The sequence below is a fragment of the Nocardia sp. NPDC056564 genome (genome assembly GCF_042793755.1).
GTDB lineage: Bacteria > Actinomycetota > Actinomycetes > Mycobacteriales > Mycobacteriaceae > Nocardia.
The window spans coordinates 73,685-91,791 of the sequence record NZ_JBHTUR010000009.1; the positions used below are offsets into that span (position 1 = coordinate 73,685).

Below are 18,107 nucleotides of genomic sequence, written 5' to 3' on the forward strand. Positions count from 1 at the left end.
TGCGGATACTCATCTGAGCGACAACCTTCACTCGGCTCCGTGCGCCCGAGAGCGACTGATGCGCAATGACTTTGGTAAGCGCTGCCCAGTGCAGTTTCCCGACGTATGACGGTGGGTCCTGAGCATGACTGAATTTGCGATAACTCGAACGGATGCGCTGGATGCCGTGCAGCGCATCATGACCGAGGTCCTCGGCGTGGACAGCGCGAACCCGGCCGAGAGTTTCCACCAACTGGGCGGTGACTCGCTGCGTGCCTTGAAGGTGGCCGGGCGGATCGCCTTCGAGTTCCGGACCTCCGCCGCGGTGGACGGGACGGTGCTGGAAGCGCTGCTCGACGGCGTGACCGGGGAGTCGCTCGCCCAGATCCTGCTGCATTCCATCGAACGGGAGGCCGCCGAGGACGGCGAGGACGCGCCGTCGCGGGAGCTGTCCTTCGGCGAGGAACGGCTGTGGATGGCCCAGCAGTATCAGCGGGATCGTTCGACCTATCACGGCGTCAGCGGTTTCCGGGTGACCGGGACGCTCGACCTCGCGGCGCTCGACCGGGCGGTGACGAGCCTGGTCGAGCGGCATCCGGCCTTGCGCACCCGATACTCGGCGGAGCAACCGGCGGTGCATCCGGACAGCGCCGGGTGGCCGTCGGTCGACATCGTGCATGAACGCGAGGTGGTGCCGTGGGAGCAGGCCTGGGCGCGGGCCGAGCGTGGCATCCAGGAGCCGTTCGACCTGACCAGCGGTCGCCTGATGCGGGTGCGCACCTATCGGACAGGGGAGCGAGAGTGGCTACTGCAACTGGTCATTCATCACATCGCGATCGATGGCTGGTCGATGGACATCATCTTCCGCGAACTGGCGACCCTGTACGCCGGGAACGATCCGGGGCGCGGAGAGCTGGCCGGCTATCGGGACTTCGCGCGCTGGCAGCGCGGGCCCGCGGGGCTGGCGGCGGAAGCACAGGCCTGGGCCGAGCGGCTGCTGCCGCTGCCGGACCGGATCGACCTCGGCGACGGGCGTAGGCGGACGCCGACCCGATCGCTGGAGGGGGAGGTGCTGTACACGGAGTTGCCGCGCGAGGTCGTGGACAAGCTGACCAGGCTGGCCGCCCGGACCCGGACGTCGTTGTTCGTGGTGTTGCTCGCGCTGTTGCATGTGTGCCTGGCCCGGCGGACGCGGCAGTGGGATGCGTTGATCGGCACGGTGGTCGCGGGCCGGAGCCGTCCGCAGGACCACGAAACCGTCGGCTATTTCACCAATACCCTGCCGGTGCGGGCCTCGACGTCACCCGACGCCGCGGTGACCGAGCTCATCACGTCGCTCCGCGACGAGTGGCGTTACGTGCTGACCCACCAAGGTGTTTCGCTGGAGGAGCTGGCCGTTCGGACCCGCCGCGCGCCTGACCCGGCCAGGACCCCGCTGGTCGATGTGGTTCTGGTGGTGCAGAACAGCGACGATGTGCCGCTGATGCTCGCCGATTGTGCCGCGGAGCCGGTCTGGATGCACACCGGCACGGCCAAGTTCGATCTCTTGGTCGACGCGATTCAGGTTGCCGGAGAACTGCTCCTGAGCTGGGAATACGCCACCGAGGTGCTCGACGCCGGGGAAATGGCTGAGGTGGCGTCGTCCTTCGAGCAGCTCGCGCGAGCAGTGCCGGAGGACGGCGCGATGACCGTGCGTGACCTGCTGCGCCCGACACCGGCGGAGGTCGGACGGATCAATGCGCTGAATGCCACCGCGCATCCCGTGCCGTCCGATACCGACGTGTGCGGTCTCTTCGCGTCGATCCTGGCGCGCCACCCGGACCACATCGCGCTGTACGAATCGGTGACCGAGGTGACCTACCGCGACCTCGGATACCTCCGTGATCAGGTCGTCTCCTGCCTGGTCGAGAGCGGGGTGGGTCCCGGCGACGTGGTCGTCGTCGATGTGCCGCGCGCGCCGCTGTCGGTGGCCGCCATGCTGGCGATCTGGTCGGTCGGCGCGATACCGGCGCCGGTCGAGCCGAGCCGGTCGGCCGAGCAGCGGGCACTGCTGGTCAGCGCGTGCCGGCCGAGAGTATTGGTGGGCGAACCGGGCGCGGACGGGGCGGGGCTCGTGGTGATCTCGGCGGCAGCCGTTGCCGCGGCGCCGCCGCATCCGGGGGTCTCGGTGCCACGCAGGCCGGAGGATCCCGCCTGGCTCGTCGCCACGCCGGGCGCGACCGGCGAGGCCGAGGTGGTGGCCGGTACGCATCGCGGTCTGCTCAACCGGTGCGCCTGGGCCTGGGCGGCTTTCCCTTACGGGACAGCGGAAGTGGCCGTCGTGCGCGCGTCTCTCGGGCCGGTCGACGTGCTTTTCGAAACACTGACGCCGCTGCTGGCCGGCGTTCCGTTCGCCATGCTTCCCGATACCTCGGACCCCCGCATGCTGGCCGACTGGATGCGCCGATACCGGGGGACCAGAGTGCTGCTGACACCCTCGTTGATGTGGACGATGCTGCGTTCGGTCCCCGATCTGTCGGAGGCGCTGGCTACGCTACGGGTGTGCGCATTCAGCGGCGAGCCACTCGACGCAGACCTGCTCGTCCGGGTTCGGCAGGCGCTACCCGAATGCCGCTTGGTGAATCTGTACGGATGCGCCGAGGTCGCAGGGGTTGCCACCTGGGCCGAGGTCACCACGCATCCGGTCGGCACGAATGTCCCGATCGGCAGGCCGATCGGCAATGCGGAGGTGTTCGTGGTGGATGAGCAGGGCGAGCTGTGCCCGCCCGGGGTGGTCGGTGAGTTGGTGGTGGCCGGTGCGCCGGTCGGCCTCGGCTACCTGGCCGGCGGGAATGTGGTGCGCTCCGGCGGATTCCGGACCGGCGCCCCGGCGGCCGACGGCGTCGGCTGCTTCCGTACCCGGGACCGCGGATGGCTGGACGCCACAGGGCAATTGGTGGTCGCGGGCCGCCGGGTCACCGTGCGTGGCTGCCGGGTCGACCTGAGCGATGTCGAGGCGGTGTTGCGTTCGGTCGACGGCGTGTCCGGGGCGGTCGCCGGGATGGCGCCGACGCCCGCGGGTGACCGCGTGCTGGCCGCCGTTGTGCCGCACCGCCATCAACGGTTGTCCGGCGACGACGTGCGACTGAAGGTGCAGTATCGCGTGCCCTCCTATCTGGTGCCCGCTCGGGTGGTCGTCGTCGATGCGCTGCCACTCACCGCGCGCGGCACCCTCGACCGCGCCGCGCTCATCGCGCTGGCGGCGGCGCAGGACGGCGAATCGGCGGGCCGCACCGAGGTTTCGCCGATCGAGCAGCGCCTGCAGAAGATCTGGTCGGAGGTCCTGCACGAGGAACTGGCCGGTCCCGACGACAACTTCTTCGCCCTCGGCGGCGATTCGCTGGCGGCCAACGCGATGCTCACGGCGGTGCTGCGCGAGTTCGGCACCGAACTGGGACTCGGCCGGTTCCTGATGCAGCCGACGATCCGCGGCATCGTGGATCAGCTCGCCGACAACGGCGCGGCGGTCGGGGCCGGGCATGGAGACCGGACGTGAATCCTGTTGTGCGGGATCCGCTGTGCATTCTGGTGCAGGGCGCCAGGGAGAACAATCTGCGGTCGGTCACCGTGGCGATCCCACGCAACGAGCTCACGGTGATCACCGGCGTGTCCGGCAGCGGAAAGTCCTCGCTGGCCTTCGGCACCGTCTACGCCGAAGGCCAGCGCCAGTATCAGGAGAGCCTGTCGCCCTACCAGCGGCGTGGCTTCGACCGGATCCCGAAACCCAAGGTGGACACCATCACCGGGCTCGGCCCGACCGTCGCCGTCAAGCAGCACGTCGCGGGCCGGAATCCGCGCTCGACCGTCGGCACCATCACCGAGGCGGGCGACTTCGTGCGGGTGCTGTTCGCCAGGGCGGGTGTCCATACCTGCGGCGGCTGCGGTGCGGATGTGCTGTCGCGCACCACCGATGAGTTGCTCGAGCAGGCGTTGGCCGCGGTGCGCGGCGGGCCGGCCAGATCGGGCCTGGTGCCTCGCTGGTTGCTACCGGTCGACGATGGCATTGCCCCCCTTGATGATTCGTACGCGGTCGAGGTCGTACGCGACCAGGGCGGCCGGGAATCGGCCGACGCGATCCGCCATCGGGTAGCGGCGCTGCGGACCCGGCCCGACGCGGTGCTCGTGGTCGAACCGGACGGTGCGAGCCCGCTGTATCTGGCGACCGGCCAGCTCTGCGCGCACTGTGGCCGCACGGCCACCGCCGTCTCGCCGCGGCACTTCAGTCCGAACACCCCGGACGGCATGTGCCGCGGTTGCGAGGGCCTCGGCACCCGGATCGCGGTGTCGGTGGACAAGATGGTCGCCGATCCGCACGCCTCGATCCGGGCGGGTGCGCTGGCGTTCTACGGTGACCGGCGCGGCGACCCCAAGAAGACGTACTGGCCGGTGCGTGATGTCCCGGATGTCCTGGCGCACTTCGGGTTCACCCTCGACACGCCGTGGAACACACTGCCCAGCGCCCTGCGTGACATCATTCTGCACGGCGAGACGCCACGGTCTCTGTCCGCCGACACCGCGGCCTTCCTGTCCGGACGAGCCGAGTCGGGTCTGTTGCCCGAACTCGACCGGCTGTTCCGGGCCGCGTCCGACGATGGCAAGAAGCGCTACCACCGGTTCATGAGTGCCGAGCCGTGCACCGAATGCGGCGGCACCAGGTTGAACGCGGCCGCCCGCGCGGTGCGCCTCGGTGGACTCGATATCACCGAGGTACAGGCGCGGCCGATCGCGGAGCTGGCGCAATGGCTGGACACGGTGCAGAAGCAGGACCTGTCCGCGCTCGTGGTGGAGGCGGTCGACGAGATCGTCCGCGAATTGCGCCGCAGGCTCTTTCACATCTGCGAGGTCGGGCTCGAATACCTCGCGCTGGACCGGCAGATGCCCGCGTTGTCCGCCGGCGAAGGCCAGCGGTTGCGCATCGCCCGGCAACTCGGCTGCGGTCTGGTCGGCGTCGTCTACGTGCTGGACGAACCGTCGGTCGGCCTGCACCCCAGGGACACGCGGAAGCTGATCGAGAGCCTGCGCCGGCTCCGCGAAGCGGGCAACACGGTGATCGTGGTCGAACACGATGCCGAGGTGATGCGCAGTGCCGATCACCTCATCGATATCGGTCCCGGTGCGGGCACCGCGGGCGGACGGCTGGTGGCGGCGGGTTCGCCGGACGAGGTGATGGCGCGGTCGTCCTCGCCGACCGCCCGGTATCTGCGCGGCGAGTTCGTACCGGGCAGCGAGCGGACCGACCGGCGGGTTCCGGATCCGGCCGCGCAACTCCACCTCACCGGCGCCCGGCTGCACAACCTGCGCGATATCGATGTGGCCATCCCCGTCGACCTGTTCACCTGCGTCACCGGGCCGAGCGGTAGCGGCAAGAGCTCACTGGTGAAAGGCATTCTGGAACCCGCCGTGGCCGCCGCGATCAAGGGCGAGCCCGCACCCGGCGGTGTCCTGGACCGGCTGGGCGGCCACGAGGTCTTCGGCCGGGTGATCGGCGCCGCGCAGGATCCGATGGGCCGCTCCAGCCGTTCGATACCGGCGACGTACATCGGCGTCTTCGATGAGATCCGCCGGCTGTTCGCCCGGCTTCCGCTGTCCGTCGAGCAGCGGTGGAACATCGCGCACTTCTCGTTCAACGCGGAATCGGGCCAGTGCCTGAGCTGCCGTGGCTCCGGTGAGCTGTCGATGGCGTTGCACTTCCTGTCGGATGTGGTGGTGCCGTGTTCGGTGTGCGCGGGCCGGCGCTACAACGCCGACGTGCTCGCGGCCCGGCTGGACGGATTGTCCATTGCCGACGTGCTCGACCTCGAGGTGTCGCGGGCGGTCGGCTTCTTCGCCGAGCGGCCCAAGATCGTGCGGGCGCTGCGCATGCTCGATGAGGTCGGGCTGGGTCATCTTCGGCTCGGACAGAGCTGCGCGACCTTGAGCGGGGGAGAAGCCCAGCGGCTCAAGCTGTCTCGCGAGCTGCTGCACGACACCGACACGACGCGCACGTTGTATATCGTGGACGAGCCGACGAGTGGATTGCACGCCGCGGACGTGAGCCTGCTGATCGACCTGCTGCACCGGTTGGTCGACCGCGGCGACACCGTGGTGGTCATCGAACACAACGTGGATGTGATCGCCGCGGCGGACTGGGTCATCGATCTGGGTCCCGGTGGCGGCGCGGACGGCGGACTGCTCGTCGCCCAGGGCACCCCGGAAGCCCTCGCCGATCATCCGCACAGCGCGCTGGCGCCCTTTCTGCGCCAGGCGCTGGCCGGATCGGCGGCCGCGCGGGCACCGATCCGGCACGACGGCGCGGCACCGGTCAGCTGAGCCGGACGTGGGTGACCTTGACCCGCGTGTACTCCAGCAGACCCCAGTAGCCGTACTCCACGCCGATCCCGGACGCGCGCACGCCGCCGAAGGGCACGTTGTGGCGCAGGTCGCCGTGCGTGTTGACCCACACCGTCCCGCAGTCGAGATCGGCGGCTGTGCGCCGGGCCGAATCCTGGGCACCCCAGACTGATCCGCCGAGGCCGAACTGGGTCGAATTGGCCCGCGCCACTGCGTCATCGAGGTTGTCGTACAGAATGACCGGCAGCACCGGGCCGAACTGCTCGAGCATTTCCAGTCGACTGCCCCTCGCCAGACCGGTGACAATGGTCGGCGCGTAGAAATGTCCCGGTCGATCGAGCCGGTGTCCGCCGGTGACCACGGTGGCCCCGGCCGCGGCAGCCTCCTCGGCGAACCCGGCGACATAGCGGAGGTGCCGATCGCTGATGAGCGGTCCGAGCTGGGTATCGGGGTCCATGCCGTCGCCGATCACTGCCTGCTCGGCCTCGTGATGCAGTGCCGCAACCACTTCCGCGTATACCGAGCGGTGCGCGTAGACGCGTTTGACGGCGCTACAGTACTGACCGCTGTTTTCGAAGGCGGACCAGAACAGCCGGTGCGCGATCTCGGCCACCGGCGTATCCGGCAGAATGATCGCGGCGTCGTTTCCGCCGAGCTCCAACGTCGGTTGCTGTAGCCGGCGCGCTGCCGCCTCGGCGATCGCGGTGCCGGTGGCCACCGAGCCGGTGAAGGAGACCTTGTCGACGCCCTCGTGTGCCACGAGCAGGCGTCCCACCTCGCCGGTGCCGGAGACGACGTTGAGCGCACCCGGGGGCAGCACCTCCTGCAGGATCTCGCCCGTCCGCAGGCTCGACAGCGGGGTGTCCGGTGCGGGTTTGAGCACGACCGTGTTGCCGGCCAGCAGCGCGGGCGCGATCTTGCACACCGCGAGGATGATGGGAAAGTTCCACGGCGTGATGGCGGCTACCACGCCGTGGGGTCTGCGGTGCAGCCGGATTTCGGCGTGCGCGTCGCCGAGGTCGTCGACGGCGAGTTCCAGGTGCGCGGTGTCGGAGAACCACTGCGCCGAGAGCCGAACTTCGGCCTGCGCCTTGGCAAGTGGTTTGCCTTGTTCCCGCGTGAGCAGCAGCGCGATCTCAGGCACCGCCGCCTCGAGGACCTTGGCGCAGGCCTCCAGGTGCTCCCGGCGCGCGTCGTAGGAGAGCGCGGACCAGGCGGGCCCGGCCCGCCGCGCCGCGGCCACCGCGGCGTCGAGCTGCGCGGGCGAGCAGGCCGGTGCCGTCGCGAATACCTGTGCGTCGGCAGGGTTTTCGACGGGTAGGCGGTCCTTCGCGGTGACCGATCGTCCGCCGATCGTCATAGGTGTGGTCAGCATGTGCGGCTCCATCGGTAGGCCGATCTCTCGTGTTCTCGCTGAGGAAAGGATCCGCTCTCCGCGCCGTGCGCGCCGAGCCGGATTTCGGTCACGGCCACGCCATCGTTGCGGCATATTCGCGCCTCGGCCGGGATCGGCGGGGGTGCCTGGCTTTTCGACTATGGCCGTATTGCCAGGTCGGTCGCGCGCACGTCGGAGACTTACCTGATTGTTCGGCCGCGCCGATACTCGATTCATCACACAAAGTTCCATCACGGAGATCGTTCACTGCGCACCGGGCAGGAGGAGCCGTGCATGCCATCATTTTGGCCGGAGGCAGGGGAGCGCGCCTGCTGCCCTATACGAAGAATCGACCGAAGCCGCTGATGCGGCTCGGCCGGTATTCCATTCTCGAGGTGCTGATCCGGCGACTGCGCGCGTGCAATGTCGATCGGGTGACATTGTGTATCGCGCACCGCGGCGACATGATTCGCGAGGAATTCGGCGGCGGCGGGCATCTGGGTGTGGCCATCGATTACTGCACGGACCAACCGCCGTCCGGCACGGCGGCTCCGCTGCTGCTGGTGGCGGACTGGGATTCGCCCGCGGTCGTCATGAACGCCGACATTCTGACGGCGATCGACTTCGCCCATCTGCATCGGGTGCACGAGCACAGCGGCAGCGCGCTGACCGTCGCGTTCCAGCGCAGGCAGGTCCCCGTCGACCTGGGCGTGCTCCAGGTGGTCGACGGGCAGGTGCATGCCATGTGGGAGAAACCGTCCCTGGCGATCGACGTGTCGTCGGGGATATACGTGATCGATCCCTCGGTCAAAGCCGTTGTGCCGGAGGGCGAGGCAGTGGATATGCCCGACGTCATCGAAGCCCTGCTCCGCGCCGGCGAACGGGTCAATGCCTACGGCTTCAGGGAGGAATGGTTCGACATCGGCACGCCGACCACCTATAAGACTGCCGAACGGGAATTCCTGGCGAAGCAGGAACACTATCTCGCGCCGCGCAAAGGTGCGCGGTCGATACCACTCGACCGGTCGAGCGCCGAGGTCATGACGTTGGAGACCTGGGCGACCGGCCGTCCGCAGCTCGGCATTCTTCCCGGAAACGGAGGCGCGCGCGGGCAATTCGGCTCGCGGGGCCCGATCAACGAGGTGAATATGAATGGTCTCGTCGCGATTATCGGACGGTCGATGGGAAACGTGCTGGCCGGTCCGTCGCTCGCCGCGACCGACGACTTCTTCGCCCTGGGCGGCGACTCGCACCGGGCGATGCAGGTCGTCGCCGAGCTGGTGGTGAAGTACGGCCCGGACGACGCCGCGCTCGCGGAGAAGTTACACGAGGAACTCGTCCTGACCATGTTCGACGACAGTACGCCGCAGGCGCTCGCCACGGTATTCGGGAAGTATTGACATGGAACGTTCGTTATTCGACTATCTCCGTCATCGCGCCGAAACATCGCCGGGCGCAACGGCAATCGCCTCCGGCGCACCGTCCGGCTGGGAATCGGTGACCTGGGCGCAGCTGTACGCTGCCGCGTCGGGAGTAGCCCGGCGGGCCCGCACGCTGCCCGTCGGGGACGGCCCGGTGGTGCTCGCCGTGGACAACAGCGTCGCCTGTGCCGCCGTGCTGCTTGGGCTGGCCGGCGCCTCGGTGGACCTGCTGCTGGTCGAGGCGGCCAACTCGTATCTGACCGACGAGCAGTCGCCGATCGTCCGGGCGGCGCCGTCGGCGATGGTCGGGCCCGCGGAATTCGCGGCAACGGCGTCGGCGCGGTTCCCCTGTGTGCGCTTCGACGAACTCATGGCCGGGCCGCTGTCCGACGTTCCGCCGCGGCGCGCCTCGGTCATTCACCAGCTCACCTCGGGCTCCACCGGCGAGCACCGCATCGTCTGCCATCCACTGAACAATGTGCTGCGCGGCGGGATCATCTATCGCGATGTGCACGGCTTGACCACCGCCGACACGCTGTTCGTGACGGTTCCGCTCGCGCATTCGTTCGGCCTCGTCGGCGGGCTGGCGGCGGCGCTGGTTTCGGGAGCGCGACTGCTGACGCTGACCCGATTCAATCTGCGTGTCCTGTTGGCAGGCCTGCGCGACGGGGCGACCGTGCTGCTGAGCACGCCGCTCGGCTACGACCTCATCGCCTCGGTGACCAGGCCGGCGCAGCGGGACAACAGCCTTCGCCTCGCGCTGTCCTCGGGCGGTCCGCTGTCCGCGGACGTGGCGGCCAGAGCGGCGCAACGGCTCGGTGTTCGAGTCCACCAGGTATACGGAAGCACCGAAACGGGTCTGGTCGCGTGCGCCTACGATCGCCAGGAGCCGTGGCCGGACGGGTCGGTGGGCACGTTTGCGCCCGGTGTCGAATGGCGTCTCGCACAGGATGATTCGACGGACGGAACGGGTCGGCTGCTGGTTCGGACCAGCACGATGTTCGACAGATACCTGGACGGCCAGACGGTCGGTGCGGGCCATTACGACACCGGGGATCTGGTGCGGGTCGACGCGCAGGGCCACGTGTTCGTCATGGCGCGCAAGAACACCTTCGTGAATGTGGGTGGCAGGAAGGTCAATCCGCGCCGCATCGAGCGGGTGCTCGCCGACTGTGCCGGCGTCGTCGAGAGTTTCGTCTACGGCGCGGAATCCGACGGCGCCGAACAGGAAATCCACGCCGCCGTCGTACTGGCCGGCTCGACCGGAGTGCCGGAGCTGCTCGGGTTCTGCCGGGCGCGACTGATGCCGTACGAGGTTCCGCATCGCGTGCATGTGCTGGCCGAGCTGCCGCGCACCGCCCTCGGCAAGGTGCACCTGCACCGGCTCATCGATGCGGTATCGGCAAACGAGGCAACCGAATTCACGGGAAGGCAAGACATGACCCAACCCACGGGCGACTACGTCGCCGTCGTCGGCCTCGGCTACGTCGGACTACCGCTGGCGCTGCTGCTCGCGCGATCCGGTCAGCGCGTGGTCGGGGTCGACCTCGACCCGGAGGTGCGTGCCGCGCTCGCGGCGGGTAACCCGCGTTTCGTCGAGCCCGGCGTCGCGGAGCTGCTCGATTCCGTTCCGCCGGAGCGGTTCACGGTGTCCGACCGGCTGCCCGAGGTAGCACCGCAGGCGGTCGTCATCTGCGTCGGCACGGCCGTGGACCTGGCCACCGGGGAGCCTGATCTGGCGCACCTGAGGTCGGCGAGCGCGCATGTCGCCGAACACATGTCGGCGGAAACGCTGGTGGTGGTCCGCAGTACGGTTCCGGTCGGCACCTGCCGGGACACGGTGCTGCCGATCCTGCGCACCGCTGTCGATGCCCCGATGCTCGCGATGTGCCCCGAACGCATCATCCAGGGGCAGGCGGTGCGCGAGATCGAGACGTTGCCGCAGATCATCGGCGCGATCGACGAGCGGGCGCGGGAACGCGCCGCGCAGCTGCTCAAACCCGTTGCGGCCGACCAGGTGCTGGTATCGGCGCTGGAGACCGCGGAGATGGTGAAGCTGGTGTGCAACGCGCACACCGACCTCATCTATGGGTTCGGCAACGAGGTCGCGCTGATGTCCGCGGCGCTCGGCATCGACGCGAACGAGGTAATCGCGAGCGCCAATCTCCGCTATCCCCGCCCGGACCTGTCCCGGCCCGGATTCGTCGGCGGGAGTTGCCTGATCAAGGACCCGTACCTGCTGATCCACGGTGCCGAGGCGGCAGGATACCGGCCGTCGATGGTCGCGGCGGCCCGTTCGGTCAACGAGCGGGTGCCGCAACACGTCATCGACCTGGTGCTGAAGGCTTTGGCCGCGACCGGGCGGGCGCCGGCCGACGCCAAGATTCTGGTGTGCGGAATCGCCTACAAGGGGCGTCCGGTCACCGACGACGTCCGCGGCGCCGCCTCGGTGGAGATCGCGGCGGCCCTGCGCGATCGGGTGGCGGTTCTCGGCGGGCACGACTTCGTGGTCGAGCCGCGCCGGATCGCGGGCCTCGGCTACCAGCCCATGGACTTGGCGGACGGCCTGACCGACTCCGACGCGCTGATCCTGCTGGTCGACCATCCCGGCTACGCGAAGCTGACCGCCGAATTCCTCTGTGCGCGAATGCGAAAGCCTGCGATCGTCTTCGACATGTGGGGTGCGCTCGACGGCGAACTGTCCGGCGCGCACGACATCGACTACCTGAGGTTGGGCCGTGGCTGAGCGCGTATTGATCACCGGCGGAGCGGGATTCGTCGGATTACACCTGGCCCGGCGACTGGTGCGGGACGGCGCGCGCGTCGTGCTGCTCGACGACTTCTCGCGCGGCCGCGCCGACGCCGAGCTCGATGAGCTGCGGCAGCTGGCCCAGGTGGTGGAGCACGACCTGACCACACCGATCCCGGACCGGCTGCTGCGCGGCACCTTCGACAGCGTCTATCACCTGGCGGCCGTCGTCGGCGTGCGGCAGGCGAACGAGAATCCGGACCGGGTACTGCGCACCAACATACTGGCCGCGCTGAATCTCCTCGACTGGTGCGACGAGCGGTCGCCCGGCACGCTGTTCCTCAGTTCGACGAGCGAGGTCGCCGACGGCGCTATGCGGTTGGGACTCAGCGACTTTCCCGCACCGGAGAATCTGCCGTTCGTGCTGCCCGATCCGCGCCTGCCCCGTGCCTGCTACGCCTTGAGCAAGATCGTGTCGGAGACCCTGTTCCTCCAACGCAGCGCGCGGTTCCGGATCCGGATCGGCCGATACCACAACATCTACGGCCCGCGGATGGGCTACGCACACGTGATCCCGGAGTTCATCGAGCGCGCGCTGTCCGGCGTCGACCCGTTCACCATCTACGGCGACGCGCAGACCAGGGCGTTCTGCTACATCGATGATGCGGTGGCGGCCACGATCGCGCTCACCCGGCTCGACACCGACGAGCCGATCGTCGCCAATATCGGCAACGATCGGGAGGAGATCAAGATTCGTGAGCTCGCCCTGCGGATCCTGACCTTCGTGGCGACCGACCCCGAGCTCGCCGTCTGCGCTCCGCCTCCGGCCTCGCCCGATCGGCGCCTGCCGGAGCTGTCCGCGTTGCGGCAGGCGACCGGGTACGAGCCGACGGTCGATCTGGATGCCGGACTGCGTGCGACCTTCGATTGGTATGCGCGCCATCGGCGCACGAGCGCGGATCGAGATGGTCGATGAGCGAGGTTCTCGTCACCTTCGGTGGGTATCCGTCGGCCCGTTCCGGTGCCGAGCGGATGGCCTGGCGGACCAGTGCACAGCTCGCCCGGCGCGGGCATGCCGTCACCGTGCTCACCGATTCCCGGCCGCCGGCGGACGGGGACGCCGGGGCGATCCGGATCGTTCAGTGCGACGACCAGCTGGGGGCCACCTGGCGCCCGGACGTCGTGCACGCCTACGACCTGGCGAAGCCGGAGTATGTGGACCTGGCGCTCGGGGTAGCCCGGCGCACCGGTGCTCGATTCGCCTTGACGCCGGCGACGGCGCCGGAGCTCTGGCCCGATGCGGCGCTCGGCCGCGCCGCGTGCCGCCGGGCGCATATCATCTATGTGCTTACCTCGGCCGAGGCCAGGGTGCTGTTCCCGTTGGGCGCCACCCCGGACCGGGTGCGGCAGATCCCGCACGCGCCTGATCTGCGCGGCGAGCCGGATCCGGCGGCGTTTCGGCGGCGGCTCGGGTTGCGCGGGCCGACGGTGGTATTCATCGGCCGTCGTATTCCGTCGAAGGGCTACGCCGAACTGCTGCGGGCCGCGCGGCTGGTCTGGCGGGAACTGCCGGACACGGAGTTCCTTTTCATCGGGCCGAATGACGAGACCGCGGCGAAAGTGTTTCGGGCCCACACCGATCCGCGGATCATCGACCTGGGCGTGGTGGACGAGCAGACCAAGCACGACGCGCTCGCGGCCGGTGCCGTGCTCTGCCTGCCGAGCAGTGCCGACGTCTTCCCGCTGGTCTTCGTCGAAGCCTGGGTTTGCGGAAAGCCGGTAGTGACCGGTGATTTCGCCGGGGCGGACAGCGTGGTCGAGCACGGCGTCGACGGCCTGGTCATCGCACCCCGGCCCGCCGAGATCGCGGCCGCGCTGGTGCAACTGTTGTCCGACGACGCTGTGCGCCGTGCGATGGGGCGCGCCGGTCAATCTCGGGTCCGGCGCGAGTTCACCTGGGACAAGGTGGCCGCGAGTGTCGCGGCCGGTTACGCCTGCCCGATGGAAACCCTTGGAACGGAGACGAGTTCGATGACAAGGCCGACCGTTGCGCCCGAGTGGCGGGTGACCCTCGCGGACAACACGATCGATCACGAGGAGATCGAGGCGGTTACCGAGGTCCTGCGGTCGCGGTGGTTGTCGCCGGGGCAACAGACTCGCGCCTTCGAACAGGAATTCGCCGAGGCGCTCGGCTGTGCGGACGCGGTGGCGGTGAGCAGTGGGACCGCGGCCCTGCATCTGGCGCTGCGCGCCCTCGGCATCGGCCCGGGCGACGAGGTGATCCTGCCCTCGCTCAGCTTCGTGTCCGCGGCCGCGATGGTGGTCTTGCAGGGCGGCACACCGGTTTTCGCCGACGTCAGGTCGGACGTCGATCCGACGGTCGATCCGGTCGATGTGCGCGGGTTGATCACCGGCCGCACGCGGGCGATCGTGGCGATGCACTACGGCGGGTATGCGGCCGATCTGCCCGCGCTCGTCGCCATCGCCCGGACCTGTGGCATCGCGTTGATCGAGGATGCCGCGCACGCGCCGGTGGTCGGCGCCGCGGGCGCGATGCTCGGCGCGGTGGGCGATATCGGCTGTTTCAGCTTCTTCGCGACCAAGAATCTCACCACCGGGGAGGGCGGCATGGTGGTGGCGAAGGATTCGGCCGTACTCGACCAGGTGCGCGCCGCTCGTGCGCATTGCCTCACCGCGTCTACGTGGGACCGATTGCACTCCGGCGCTGCGGATTACGATGTTCGCGCCGTCGGCCTGAACTATCGTCCCACCGAGATCAGTTCGGCGATCGGCCGCGTCCAGCTCCGAAAGCTGGCACAGGATCGCCGGTGCCGAAGGGAGCTGACCGCCGGTTATCGTGCGCGGCTCGCCGCCGTTCCCGGGGTGGTGGTGCCGTTCGCCGACCGCACGGACGATTCGGCGCTGCACCTCATGCCGGTGTTGCTGCCGACCGGGATTGATCGGGACAAGGTGCGAACAGCGCTGCGTGACAGCGGAATTCAGACCTCGGTGCACTATCCGCCGACCCATCGGTTCAGCTTCTATCGGGACAACGTCGATTCGGCGCGGCGGCCCTTGCCGATCACCGACGACATTGCCGGGCGGCTGCTCTCGTTGCCGCTGCACGCCAGGATGACCGACGCGGATGTGGCACTGGTGGTGGATCGGTTGTTCGACACCGTAATCGGACTGTCGAGGGAGTCGGTGCCATGAGTTTCGAAGTCCGCGATGGCCGGCTGTACCGGGCGGGCCTGCCCTTTCTCGCCCTCGGCGTCGATTACCACCCGTCCGAGGCGGGGTGCCGAATCTGGACCGACTGGGATCCCGGTGCGATAGCGAAAGACTTCGCCCGAATCGCTGAAGCCGGCCTGAATACCGTGCGGTTCTTCGTGTTCTGGCGGGACTTCGAACCCGAACCCGGGCACGTCGAGCAGGAGATGCTCGACCGGCTTCACCGGGTCGTGACCGAGGCCGCGATGGCTGGTCTGGCCTGTGTCATCTCGGTGTTCACCATCTGGATGAACGGGCAGCGGCTCGAGCTGCCGTGGCGGCGGGGCCGGAGTCTGTGGCGCGACGGCGAGATGTTGGCGCGAGAGGAGGGTTTCGCCAGGCTCGTGGCCCGCGCGGTGCGGCATTGCGACAATGTGCTCGCGTTCGATCTCGGTGACGAGATCGGCTGCGTCGACCCGGTCGAGGCGGCGTCGCTCACCGCCGCGGAGGTGACCGCCTGGCACGCCCGCCTGGCAGCGGTGTTGCGTGCTGAAGCCCCGAATGCGCTTGTCCTCCAAGCCAACGACGCTTCGGGGGTGCTCGGGCCGTCGCCCTTCGGCGCCGACACCAGTACCGCGCTCGATGTGATCGGCGTCCACGGGTTCCCGGTGTGGTCGCCGGGGTCGATCGAGTCGACGCTGTCCTACAAGGCGACGAACCTGACGCCGTTTCTGGTGCGCTTCGCGGCCGCCTACGGTGTCCCGCTGGTGGACGAGCTCGGAAGTTACGGAGTGGACGACCTGACCGCGGCCGCGTACCTGCGCGCCTCGGCTGCCTCGGCCATCGCGAACGGGGCCGCGGGACTGTTCGTCTGGTGCTGGCAGGACATCGCTTCGACGGCCGAACCCTACCAGGACCGGCCAGCGGAACGCTTCGTCGGATTGCATCGACTCGACGGCACCGCCAAGCCGGTAATGCGCGAATATCACCGGACTGTCGGTGCCGCGACGGACCTGGTGGTGACGCGGCCGCGGCCGGCCATCGCGGTGTACCTGCCACAGCGAGTCCGCGCCGCAGGCGGCTCCTATCTGGACAACGGGGTGGCCACGGTGGCGACGTTCTACTCCTACCTGCTGCTCAAACGCGCGCACCTCGAATTCGACATCGTCGCAACGGATCTCGCCGGATACGAGCTCGTCATCTGCCCATCGGTCGGACATGTCACGCTGCCGGACCTGGAGCGCCTGCGCGCCGTGGTCGATCGAGGCGGCACGGTCTACTCGTCGTTGGGTGACCATCTGCACGGGTTTCCCGGCGAATCGCTGGTGGGCGCGGAGATCACCGACTACTCGTCGCCGACCGAGGGGACCGCCGCATTGCGCTGGGACGCGGACGAGTGGGCGCTCGATTGGACCGCGACACCGGCGCGCACCACTACGCTGCGGCCGACCACGGCGCGGGTGCTCGGTCGTTATCTCGACGGTTCCCCTGCGCTGCTCGACCATCGGGTGGGTGCGGGGCGATTCCTCTTCACCAACGCGCCGTTCGAGCGTCAGCTCGATCGGCCCGGCCGACTGACCAGCGCGCCCTGGGAGCACTTCTACCGCCGGATCGCCGGCCTCGCGGGCATCGCCCCCGCGGTCGAGTGCGCCGATCCGGACGTGGAGATCCTGCCCGACGTCGACGGCCGCGTGATCGTCGTCAATCACGGTGCGGCACCAAGCGATACGCGGCTCCGGTGGCGCGCGGACGGGACCATGCGGACCGTCCGGCTCGAAGTGGCTGCCAAGGATTGGGCAGTCGCGCACCCGCGCGAGAGCGAGGGACGTCGATGAAAGGTGTTGTCTACCAAGGCCCCTATCAGGTCGAGGTCGATCAGGAGTTGCCGATGCCGCGGGTGCTGGATCCGCGCGACGCCGTGGTCCGGGTGACCCGCACAGCGATCTGCGGTTCCGATCTGCATCCCTATCGGGGCGAGATGCCGGATTTCGCGATCGGCACGGTACTGGGTCACGAATTCGCCGGGGTTCTGGTCGAGGCAGGCGCGGATGTGCCGTTCGCGGTGGGGGACCGGGTGTTCGCCTCGGATCTGGTCGCCTGCGGGCGATGCCCGAACTGCGCGCGCGGCTGGCACTACCATTGCGCGCAGGCCAGCCTCTTCGGCTACTCCACCGTGGTCGGCCCGTCGATAGCGGGCGGTCAGGCGGAGTATGTCCGGGTTCCGTTCGCCGATGTGGTGCTGGCGCGTTCGCCCGACGAGCTCACCGACGAGCAGGTCCTGTTCGTCGGGGACGTGCTCACCACCGGCTACGCTGCGGCAGCCGATGCCGAGATCAATCCCGGCGACGTGGTCGGCGTGGTCGGCGCCGGGCCGCTCGGCGTGCTCTCGGCCATGTGCGCCGCCGCGCTCGGGGCGGGCGCGGTGATCATCGCCGACCCGGATCCGGCCCGGCGGGCGGCGGCGGTGTCGATGGGGTTGCGCGCGGCGGCGCCCGAAGAACTCGGCGCCGCTTTGCACAGCGTGTCGGACGGGCAGGGAGCGCGTGCGGTGATCGAGGCCGTCGGCAACGACGCGGCGCTGAACTGCGCGCTGCACAGCGCCGGGCCGCGCGCCACGGTGGTGGCCGTCGGTGCGCACAGCGCGGTGGCCATGCCGTTTCCGAGCGGGCTCGCCTTCACCAAGGAACTCACCGTGCGCTTCACCGTCGGCGACCCGATTCGGCATCGCGGGCCGGTGCTGCGGCTCATTCAGGACGGGCTCATCGATCCCGCCCGGATCATCTCGCATCGGCTGCCGTTGTCCGACGCCAGGCGGGGTTATGCGCTGTTCGATCGCAAGGCGGCGTTCAAGGTTGTCCTGACCGTCGACGGTGTCACCGACCGTCCAGGTATGGCCGTTGGTACAGGCCGACAGCGCGGTCGTCCGAGACTTACCGAACTCCCCGGGTTCGGCGATATTCAGTGCAGGAGTCCCTTTTCCGAAGGGGAAGAAGGGTGACACACG

General features: G+C 69.0%; 9 protein-coding genes. 8 read left to right on the top strand and 1 reads right to left on the bottom strand.

What is annotated here, in order from left to right; genetic code table 11:
- Positions 1–124 precede the first annotated feature (124 nt).
- A complete protein-coding gene (locus tag ACFQ9K_RS22830; protein ID WP_378717118.1) occupies positions 125–3,514 on the top strand; it encodes a condensation domain-containing protein in 3,390 nt (1,129 codons plus the stop codon).
- Positions 3,511–6,327, top strand: coding sequence for an excinuclease ABC subunit UvrA (uvrA, locus tag ACFQ9K_RS22835; protein ID WP_378717116.1), 2,817 nt, complete (start codon positions 3,511–3,513; stop codon positions 6,325–6,327). Before ACFQ9K_RS22830 ends, uvrA begins: the two co-directional genes overlap by 4 nt.
- Here the strand turns inward: uvrA and ACFQ9K_RS22840 are convergent.
- Complete coding sequence (locus ACFQ9K_RS22840; RefSeq protein WP_378717115.1) at positions 6,320–7,723, bottom strand: aldehyde dehydrogenase family protein; 1,404 nt, start codon at positions 7,721–7,723, stop codon at positions 6,320–6,322. The two genes, uvrA and ACFQ9K_RS22840, sit on opposite strands and share 8 nt — an antisense overlap.
- 290 nt (positions 7,724–8,013) lie before the next feature.
- Between ACFQ9K_RS22840 and ACFQ9K_RS22845 the strand changes: the two genes are divergently transcribed.
- Genes ACFQ9K_RS22845 through ACFQ9K_RS22870 form a run of 6 tightly spaced genes read left to right on the top strand, consistent with a single transcriptional unit; the run spans position 8,014 to position 18,101 of the window.
- Complete coding sequence (locus ACFQ9K_RS22845; RefSeq protein WP_378717114.1) at positions 8,014–9,123, top strand: sugar phosphate nucleotidyltransferase; 1,110 nt, start codon at positions 8,014–8,016, stop codon at positions 9,121–9,123.
- Between the two features lies 1 nt (position 9,124).
- Positions 9,125–11,890: a nucleotide sugar dehydrogenase gene (locus ACFQ9K_RS22850; RefSeq protein WP_378717112.1), complete on the top strand. Its 2,766-nt coding sequence runs from the start codon at positions 9,125–9,127 to the stop codon at positions 11,888–11,890.
- A complete protein-coding gene (locus ACFQ9K_RS22855; RefSeq protein ID WP_378717111.1) occupies positions 11,883–12,869 on the top strand; it encodes an NAD-dependent epimerase/dehydratase family protein in 987 nt (328 codons plus the stop codon). Before ACFQ9K_RS22850 ends, ACFQ9K_RS22855 begins: the two co-directional genes overlap by 8 nt.
- Positions 12,866–15,106 carry an aminotransferase class I/II-fold pyridoxal phosphate-dependent enzyme gene (locus tag ACFQ9K_RS22860; RefSeq protein ID WP_378717109.1) on the top strand — a complete coding sequence of 747 codons (2,241 nt, stop codon included), beginning with the start codon at positions 12,866–12,868 and terminating at the stop codon, positions 15,104–15,106. The genes ACFQ9K_RS22855 and ACFQ9K_RS22860 overlap by 4 nt, the downstream gene beginning before the upstream one ends.
- Positions 15,103–16,938, top strand: coding sequence for a beta-galactosidase trimerization domain-containing protein (locus tag ACFQ9K_RS22865; RefSeq protein ID WP_378717107.1), 1,836 nt, complete (start codon positions 15,103–15,105; stop codon positions 16,936–16,938). Before ACFQ9K_RS22860 ends, ACFQ9K_RS22865 begins: the two co-directional genes overlap by 4 nt.
- Entirely contained in the window at positions 16,935–18,101 is a 1,167-nt protein-coding gene (locus ACFQ9K_RS22870) for an alcohol dehydrogenase catalytic domain-containing protein (RefSeq protein WP_378717106.1), read from the top strand. Before ACFQ9K_RS22865 ends, ACFQ9K_RS22870 begins: the two co-directional genes overlap by 4 nt.
- Positions 18,102–18,107: the final 6 nt, after the last annotated feature.

Bases quoted from the DNA above. Each gene is read 5' to 3' on its own strand.
- ACFQ9K_RS22830 (WP_378717118.1), top strand. From the start codon at position 125: ATGACTGAATTTGCGATAACTCGAACGGATGCGCTGGATGCCGTGCAG.
- ACFQ9K_RS22840 (WP_378717115.1), bottom strand. From the start codon at position 7,723: ATGCTGACCACACCTATGACGATCGGCGGACGATCGGTCACCGCGAAG.
- ACFQ9K_RS22850 (WP_378717112.1), top strand. From the start codon at position 9,125: ATGGAACGTTCGTTATTCGACTATCTCCGTCATCGCGCCGAAACATCG.
- ACFQ9K_RS22860 (WP_378717109.1), top strand. From the start codon at position 12,866: ATGAGCGAGGTTCTCGTCACCTTCGGTGGGTATCCGTCGGCCCGTTCC.
- ACFQ9K_RS22865 (WP_378717107.1), top strand. From the start codon at position 15,103: ATGAGTTTCGAAGTCCGCGATGGCCGGCTGTACCGGGCGGGCCTGCCC.
- ACFQ9K_RS22870 (WP_378717106.1), top strand. From the start codon at position 16,935: ATGAAAGGTGTTGTCTACCAAGGCCCCTATCAGGTCGAGGTCGATCAG.